The sequence below is a fragment of the Algoriphagus algorifonticola genome (assembly GCF_007655305.1).
GTDB lineage: Bacteria > Bacteroidota > Bacteroidia > Cytophagales > Cyclobacteriaceae > Algoriphagus > Algoriphagus algorifonticola.
Map to the genome: position 1 here is coordinate 1 of NZ_VLOG01000068.1, position 6322 is coordinate 6322.

Sequence of the window (6322 nt, forward strand, 5' to 3'; positions counted from 1 at the left end):
GAAATAGTGATTTAAAAAGAAATCTGGCGAGGTAGCTCAGTTGGTTAGAGCGCAGGATTCATAACCCTGAGGTCACGGGTTCAACTCCCGTCCTCGCTACAAAGGCTTTCGGAAACGGAAGCCTTTTTTTATTCCAAGACATAAAAACTGTGCAATATTCATATCTGCTACGCCTAAGGCGCACAGGCGCGGCGGACATGGGCCTGCCTGTCGCAAACAGGTGCAACTCCTGAAATATTGAAATAGTGATTAAAAAAATTCTGGCGAGGTAGCTCAGTTGGTTAGAGCGCAGTATTCATATCCGCTACGCCAAGGCGCACAGGCGCGGCGGACAAAGGTTCAACTCCTCCCGAATCCTTTCGGGACTACAAAGGTCTCTGATTTTTCAGAGGCCTTTTTTATTTTTAGGAAATGGATGAATTTGTAGTCTACATACTCTTCTCGCCTTCAACTGGTAAAACCTACACCGGAATGACCTCTGATTTAATCACCAGGTTCAATTTTCACAATTTTAAATCAACAAAAGGTTTTACAACTAAATATAGGCCATGGATGGTTGTATTTGTCGAGTTTTTCGACTCTAAAAAAGATGCTTTAAAAAAAGAAAAAGAACTTAAATCTGGAAAAGGAAGAGAGTGGGTAAAAAATTATGTTCTTCCCAATTTTATTGATAGCACGGGATTTACATCCAAGTTTAATTTAGAGATTACTGGTCTTTGATATACTTTAACCTAAATACTTATTAAACAAAAAAGCCCTCCCAAAAAGGGAAGGCTTTCCGCAAAATAAGGTCAGCAAACCTTATTTTACTCTTTCAACTACAGCTTTGAATGCCTCTGGGTGGTTCATAGCCAAATCAGCCAATACCTTACGGTTCAACTCGATTTCAGCTTTCTTCAACATACCCATAAATTGAGAATAGGAAATACCGTGCTCTCTTGCACCGGCATTGATACGCTGGATCCATAAAGCTCTGAATTCTCTCTTCTTCGCTTTTCTGTCTCTGTACGCATACTGAAGACCTTTCTCATACTTGTTTTTTGCTACAGTCCACACATTTTTACCTCTTCCGAAGTATCCTCTTGTGGCTTTAAGCACTTTTTTTCTTCTTGCTCTGGACGCTACCGCGTTTACTGATCTAGGCATAGTTTTTTGTTTTTTGACACTTGGTGTTCCGTGTTATCGAAATCTTTTAGACCAAAGCATCTGGTGAATAAATAAACCTTAATTAATGAGACAGGCTGATCAGATTCTCAACATGTCTTTTACTCTACCTTCATCGGAAGTGTGAACCAAACCAGTTTTGGTCAATTCTCTCTTTCTTTTGGTAGCTTTCTTAGTTAGGATGTGGCTTTTGTAAGCGTGCTTCCTTTTGATTTTTCCTGTTCCGGTCAAAGCGAATCGCTTTTTAGCGGAAGATTTGGTTTTTACTTTTGGCATTTTGCTGTTTGTATTTAGTTGAAATTATTTCTTCGATTGTTTCGGTGCAATGAAGATGTTCATTCGCTTTCCTTCCAATTTTGGAAGCTGCTCAACTGCTCCATAATCTTCAAGAGCCTGCGCAAACTTCAGCAATAACATCTCACCTCTTTCCTTAAATACAATGCTTCGTCCAACAAAGTGCACATAAGCTTTCACTTTGGCACCTTCTTTTAAGAAGTTGATCGCGTGCTTCAACTTAAAGTTGAAATCGTGATCATCTGTATTAGGTCCGAACCGAATTTCTTTTAAAACAACTTTCGCTGCATTAGCTTTAATTTCCTTTTGTTTTTTCTTCTGCTCGTACTTGAATTTGGCATAATCCAAAATCTTACATACGGGCGGATTTACATTTGGGGAAATCTCAACCAGGTCCAAATCATTTTCTTCGGCAAGTTTAATAGCCTTGTCTAAGGGTAATACTGCATTACCTCCTTCTACGAAATCCCCTACTAATCTTACTTCTCGGGCTCTGATTTTTTGGTTTACCTTATATGGTTCTTCTCTTCGACCTCTGTTTGGTTGTCTGTCTCTCAAGTTAGCTTTTGTTGTTTTTGTGAAATTGACTGCAAATATCGGAATTATTTCCTTTTCAAAAAAGCAGAATAAAATTTTACCTAATTAATCCTTGCTTAGCGATTCTGAAATAATCCCCTGAAAATACTTTATAAACTCCTCCGGAGAGTAGTTACCTAGATCTCCCTCCCCATGCTTTCGCACAGAAAGTTTTCTGTTTTCCTGCTCTTTTTCGCCCACTATTAGCATAAAAGGTACTTTTTTAACCTCAGAATCACGGATTTTCCTACCAATCTTTTCATCTCGGTTGTCAATTGAACCACTGATTCCATTTTCATCTAAAATAGCTTTTATTTCCTCAGCATACTCAATATACTTCTCAGAAATTGGCAAAATATTAATCTGCTCTGGAGATAACCATAATGGAAAGTTACCTGCACAATGCTCAATCAATACCGCTACGAATCGCTCCAAGGAGCCAAAAGGTGCTCTGTGAATCATCACCGGTCTATGCTTGGCATTATCCGAACCAATGTATTCCAACTGGAATCTGTCAGGAAGCTGATAATCAACCTGTATAGTTCCCAATTGCCACTTTCTGCCCAGGGCATCCTTGACCATAAAGTCTAACTTAGGACCATAAAATGCTGCTTCCCCTAATTCGGTAACGGTATCTAATCCTTTTTCAGCCGCAGCTTCGATGATTGCCGCTTCAGCTTTTTCCCAAGCCTCTGTAGAACCGATGTATTTTTCTGGTTTTTCAGGGTCTCTCAACGAAATCTGAGCTGTATAATTTTCAAAGCCCAAAGCCTTGAAAACATACAATACCAAGTCAATTACCTTAATAAACTCTTCTTTCACTTGATCTGGGCGGCAGAAAATATGCGCATCATCCTGAGTAAACCCCCTTACACGGGTTAAGCCATGCAATTCTCCACTTTGCTCGTAGCGATAAACCGTCCCAAATTCAGCATATCGAATTGGTAAGTCTTTGTAGGATCTTGGTTTATGCTTGTAAATCTCACAGTGGTGAGGGCAGTTCATAGGTTTCAATAAAAACTCCTCTCCTTCATGCGGAGTGGCAATTGGCTGAAAAGAATCTTTGCCATACTTCTCGTAATGCCCTGAAGTCTCATATAAGGCCTTATGCCCAATATGCGGGGTAGTCACCTGCTGATAGCCTGACTTATCCTGAGCTTTCTTCATGAAAGCAACTAATCTTTCTCTTAATAAAGTTCCCTTAGGCAACCATAAAGGCAAGCCCATTCCCACTTTTTCAGAGAAGGTAAATAGTTCTAATTCTCTTCCGATCTTTCTATGGTCCCGCTTTTTGGCCTCTTCCAGCATGACCAAGTACTCCTGTAATTCCTTGGCTTTTGGGAAAGTAACCCCATAAATACGGGTCAGCATTTTACGCTTCTCATCCCCTCTCCAGTAAGCACCGGCTATATTGGTTAACTTAACCGCTTTGATAAAACCGGTATTGGGGATATGAGGACCACGGCAAAGATCCGTGAAGTTTCCCTGCTCATAAAATGTGATAGTGCCGTCTTCCAGACCTTCCAATAGGTCTAATTTATATTCATCGCCTTTTTGTTGATAAAAGGAAACAGCATCTTTTTTAGAAATGTCCTTTCGGATATACTCATTTTTTTCCCGAGCCAATTCGATCATTTTTTGTTCGATCTTCTCTAGCTCAGAGCCATCCAAAGTATGATCGCCGAAGTCTACATCATAGTAGAAACCCGTTTCAATGGGAGGTCCGATACCAAATTTGATTCCGGGGTATAATGCTTCCAAAGCTTCAGCAAGCAAGTGAGCGGAGGAGTGCCAGAAGGTATTTTTCCCTTCATTGTCATTCCAAGTCAATAACTGAACTTCTGAGTCTGATTGAATAGGTCGGGTAGCATCCCAAACCTGACCATTGACTTTTGCAGCAAGAACATTCCGGGCCAAACCCTCGCTTATACTGGAAGCAATCTGTAGTCCGGTAGTTCCTTTTTCGTACTCCCTCACCGATCCGTCGGGCAGGGTAATTTTAATTTGTTGTGACATAAAATAAATAAGCCTTTACAAACAGGCGATTGATTAAGCTGCAAATATGCACAAGACGGATGCAATCAAAAAATATAAAGCTTATGAATATAGAAATGACCACCTATTTCAAGAGTTTTAGTTGTATTTCACTTTTTAAATGGAATGCATTAAAATATATTCTTGCATAAGGCGTCTATTTAATTTCCTTTTTGAAAACCATCAATCATTTCGAGGTATAGACAATCAAAACTGGATTTTCAGAGTCTTTTGCCGCAAAAGCAGTTTGAGCAAAGTTTTTCCCTTTACCTTTAACAAACTCTTCAAAGCCCTTCTGCCCAAGCTCTGCCTTTTTCTTTTGCAATTCTTTGTAAAGGGTCTTACCAGGGATTTTAACTCCAACTTTATCATTACCAAAATGAAATAAGATAGAATGTGGATTATACCCTCCATCTATATCATCTTGAATAATCCAATCAATCACTGAAGTTTGCTGGGTTTCTCGGTGAAAAAAGACATTATACATTTTGTCCTCATACCTAAACAAGGAATAAAAGTACTCATCATTCAGATACCAAGAGTTTGGTACATAATGTAGTTTGGTTTTATTATTAAGGTAATCCATTTGTTCCAGGCCACTCAACTCATCCATCTTTTCTTTGAACTCTCCTACATCTTGGCCATACTTTCCAAAATCCAAAACTAATCTAGGCTTAATTTTTCCCTCACCTATCTGGTATATGGTATCATGGAAAGTCATTGAAAAATAAAGGAGTTCTCCTTGATCAATGAAAAAATCTCTACTGGAAAAATTACCAAAATACTGATCTGGGTTTCTAGGAATGGAATAGACCGTGTCTTGGAATTCCGAGTCTAAACTCAATATCATGAAATCTTCCGCTGTGAACGGAGACCTTAAAAAATAATACCTGCCAGTCTTTTCCTCATAGGCACCCGACGATAAATGAATTTCCTGTTTTTGTTCACGGATAAAGTTTCCTTCTAGATCAAACCACATTAATTTGGGTGGATGTACTCCTAGGAGAATAACTTCATCCTTTACTACCATCAATTTATCGAAATCCAAATACTTTTCTGGTCCTTCTCCATATGCTCTAATTTTAGTTAAGTAGTTCCCACTACTATCAAAAATTTTTATGCATTTACATCCAAATATATCAAGGGTGAGAATTTTGTCCTTGTAAAAGGTAATTTGGTGTAATCCTGCATTCAATTGAGACTCTTCACTTTCATCCTTCAGCCAGATATATTCAATAGATGGCTCAAAGAATTCAGACAGTTTTCCTTCTCTTGCTTCAAAAAGGTCAACTTTGATGATTTCAAGTTGTTCGTTTAACTGTTTAGAACGAGCTTTTTCATCCTTGGAGCAGGACGTGATATAAAAAGATAGGATAGAGATTGATAGTAGTTTTAGGCTCTTCACAAAGGAATATTAGTTAGAAATTCAAAAAATCACAAAATAATCTGCGCACTGACTTTTACCACAAAGGGATTAGCATCGGGCACATCCAGGTAGGTCATGCGATGGAAAAAGTACACCCGGAAGAATTTAAAGATGTTCTCGATCCAACTATCTAGCTCGAAAGATAAATCTAGAATTCTAAAAACTCTTACCAAAACTGATTCCAGCAAATCTGGGTTCAAAATTCCAATTTTTTCTGCCACCTACAGGAACATTAAAAAACGGAGTATAACCAATTCTAAAAAAGAATCCACCTTCAGGTTTTTGATATCGATATCCGACTCTTAGAGGAATAAATGCATCAAAAACAACTTTTTCGTCTAATTCTAATGATCCTGAATCAAAAAATAAAGTTCTATCTAAGAGTGAGGTAAATCCAAAACCCATTTCCAGATGATAGTTTAACTTGCCATATAAGGCAGTAACCTCCAAAGGAATAACGGGAAGCCAATACGTTTTGAAATCATTTATTTTATTACGCCACATAGAAAAACCAGCACTGGCATTCAATTTTAGCTTTCCTTTTTGATGAAAAATCTTGCTGTAGTTGATTGCATATCTTCCAGAACTTCCTCCAACTTCAAGGTAAACAGCATTTTTTGAGGTAAAGGTTTGGGAGTTGGTTTGAGCAAAAATAGATGGGGAACTAATCAATAAAACCAGAGAAAAACCGAAAAGAATAAATTTGGATTTGTAATTCATGGTGTAGCGGGTTTATAACATTTTTTGATTTCCATTTACCTAAGTAATTGATAATCTTCAAATAGAATCAAAACGAGGAAAATTCCCAATTAGCCTCTTTCAAAAACT

General features: G+C 38.2%; 7 protein-coding genes and 1 tRNA gene. 2 read left to right on the forward strand and 6 right to left on the reverse strand.

All coding sequences use genetic code 11. From position 1 onward, the window contains the following. The first annotated feature begins 25 nt into the window (after positions 1 to 25). Positions 26 to 99 (forward strand) — tRNA-Met (locus FL972_RS19295). Positions 100 to 411: 312 nt separating this feature from the next. After that, on the forward strand, positions 412 to 720 hold the full coding sequence (locus tag FL972_RS19300) for a GIY-YIG nuclease family protein (RefSeq protein WP_144607606.1): 309 nt from the start codon (positions 412 to 414) through the stop codon (positions 718 to 720). A gap of 81 nt (positions 721 to 801) precedes the next feature. On the opposite strand, the gene rplT is transcribed toward FL972_RS19300, so the two are convergent. From rplT to FL972_RS19335, 6 genes are all read right to left on the reverse strand, one after another. Then, complete coding sequence (gene rplT / locus FL972_RS19305) at positions 802 to 1146, reverse strand: 50S ribosomal protein L20 (protein ID WP_091650682.1); 345 nt, start codon at positions 1144 to 1146, stop codon at positions 802 to 804. Positions 1147 to 1245: 99 nt separating this feature from the next. Beyond that, entirely contained in the window at positions 1246 to 1440 is a 195-nt protein-coding gene (gene rpmI / locus FL972_RS19310; RefSeq protein WP_091650680.1) for a 50S ribosomal protein L35, read from the reverse strand. Positions 1441 to 1464: 24 nt separating this feature from the next. After that, positions 1465 to 2016, reverse strand: coding sequence for a translation initiation factor IF-3 (infC, locus tag FL972_RS19315; protein WP_091650677.1), 552 nt, complete (start codon positions 2014 to 2016; stop codon positions 1465 to 1467). Between the two features lie 84 nt (positions 2017 to 2100). Further along, on the reverse strand, positions 2101 to 4050 hold the full coding sequence (gene thrS / locus FL972_RS19320) for a threonine--tRNA ligase (RefSeq protein WP_144607607.1): 1950 nt from the start codon (positions 4048 to 4050) through the stop codon (positions 2101 to 2103). Between the two features lie 205 nt (positions 4051 to 4255). Further along, a complete protein-coding gene (locus FL972_RS19325) occupies positions 4256 to 5473 on the reverse strand; it encodes a 6-bladed beta-propeller (RefSeq protein WP_144607608.1) in 1218 nt (405 codons plus the stop codon). A gap of 177 nt (positions 5474 to 5650) precedes the next feature. Beyond that, on the reverse strand, positions 5651 to 6214 hold the full coding sequence (locus tag FL972_RS19335; protein ID WP_144607610.1) for a hypothetical protein: 564 nt from the start codon (positions 6212 to 6214) through the stop codon (positions 5651 to 5653). Between the last annotated feature and the right edge of the window lie 108 nt (positions 6215 to 6322).